The 1710-nt window shown below is 51.9% G+C and carries 2 protein-coding genes and 1 pseudogene; all 3 read right to left on the bottom strand.

The window, feature by feature from the left end; all coding sequences use genetic code 11:
- Window positions 1-345, bottom strand: a pseudogene (locus tag CJP72_RS26500) (hypothetical protein); the annotation flags it as partial.
- The gene (locus CJP72_RS26495) at window positions 332-943 is read right to left on the bottom strand and encodes a YmfQ family protein (protein WP_162383891.1); all 612 of its coding nucleotides are present in this window, start codon (window positions 941-943) and stop codon (window positions 332-334) included. The pseudogene CJP72_RS26500 and the gene CJP72_RS26495, both read right to left, overlap by 14 nt.
- The coding region (locus CJP72_RS26490) for a baseplate J/gp47 family protein (protein WP_162383890.1) at window positions 925-1710 on the bottom strand (786 nt) is incomplete at its 5' end. The genes CJP72_RS26490 and CJP72_RS26495, both read right to left, overlap by 19 nt.

Raw genomic sequence — 1710 nt, 5'->3', positions numbered from 1 at the left:
AGCGGTGCGCAGGGTCAGACCTTCGCCAAGGTATACCCATGTGGTGCCTGGCCATTTGATATTTGGATCAGTACTCCCTCGAGTGATGTATAAATCATCTACCGCTGGAACAGATCTGGCATTCAAAAGAGCTTCAATGGCAGCCAAAAGCTGCCCATTGTCGCCTTTATCCAACGTCATTCCCTGAGATTCAATTACTCCACATATTTCCTCCTGCAGAGCATCAAACATACTCGAAGTAAGATCCGTTGCAGGCACCCCCGTCTGAGGATTGCCATCTGTATAGCCATTTTTTCCTGTGCCAAATTTATCTTTTTGCGCAGTTGGAGTGTCAATACGGTGCACTTAATGCCTCCGGCGGATAACTAAAAAGAACAATGGTGTGGGATGGACATATTTTGTTAATAACGCATTCTGCGACAGTATCGCCCCATATTCGGATCGCCTCGTTGCAGCGTGATTTACAGGTCATACCCGAAACTTTCGTGGTTTCGGTGAAATTAACCTGCCAGTAAAAATTCCAGTCATACCCATAAAGCGCGCTGGTACACGGCGAAGTAGATTTAAATCCTTGCCCGGAGAAAGTTGTGATGGTGGCGTCCGGATATCCCAAATCGCTTAGCACCTGCAGGTAATACGATTTGGTAATGCCACCGACTGCGTTCACCTTTGTATTCACCCGTTGTTGTCGCTGGGCTATCGTTTCCGTTCCAGGAACAGAGCAGGAATCTGGCAAACCGCAACACGCCTCCCAGCGGTCAATCATTTCAACGGTTTGTAAAGGATCACTCTCTTTGATGAGGTCATTACTCCTTTGATGAACAGCGGCAAACGCGGGTGCCAGCCCGGCTAACAACGGGTCGTCTTCGCTCCAGGCCGGGCCACGCGGCAGCAGATTTTGTAACTGTTGCTGGTAATTCTGCGTTAACTGCTCTGTGTCCATGCGAATGCTCCGGCAACAGGTAATTCAGTGTTTCCCAATACAATGTCGGCATCCGGAAAAATGCGCTTGTGACTGTACTCCCCGGATGCGGCGCTGATCGCTTCATCCAGGCGCGACATTTCCAGCGTGCCTGATGGCTGTCCGTCACGCTTCAGCCAGGCTTTAACTTCGCTCTGCACCGCGGCGCGGGTGTCTGCGTTATCGGGATTAATCAGGATTTGAAAATCGATTATTTTGACTACAGGGCCGAAAACAAAAAGGCTGGAGCCAGCAACCGGAGATTTTGGCTCAATGTAGTCATAAACATTTTGAATTTGCTGTTCACCTGGTACCGGGTCGGAATCGTCATCAGTGGCACATAGCACGCCGACGGTACCCGGCCCCATCCAGTTACGCAGCGTCCAGGCGCGGGTAATACCCGACACGCTTTTGGCCCATTCCACATAATCAGGATCAGCGCCAGACTGCGGGGTGTAATACCAGCGATCGATGATACGGGCACGCCACTGTTCGATATCTTCCAGATCGGCACCGCCTTTTATCGTGTCAGCCGCACCGCGGGATGGCAGACCAGAAACCGGACTAACCAGAGTCATGCCGGTACCATCATCGGTATTGCCATCGGCGCCCGCCGTTTCGCACACCACCGGTACGCGGATAACGCCACCGGCTGAATTGGTGGCGACGGTAACAATGAAAGTCAGCTGATCATCGCGCTGAATTTCCACGCCTGCAGCCACCGTAATCCCGTCGTTCACGCCATCCCA

This window comes from Citrobacter sp. NCU1, assembly GCF_010231475.1.
Taxonomy (GTDB): Bacteria; Pseudomonadota; Gammaproteobacteria; order Enterobacterales; family Enterobacteriaceae; genus Citrobacter_D.
This window is presented reverse-complemented; position numbering and strand designations above follow the sequence as displayed.

Bases quoted from the DNA above. Each gene is read 5' to 3' on its own strand.
- CJP72_RS26495 (WP_162383891.1), bottom strand. From the start codon at position 943: ATGGACACAGAGCAGTTAACGCAGAATTACCAGCAACAGTTACAAAAT.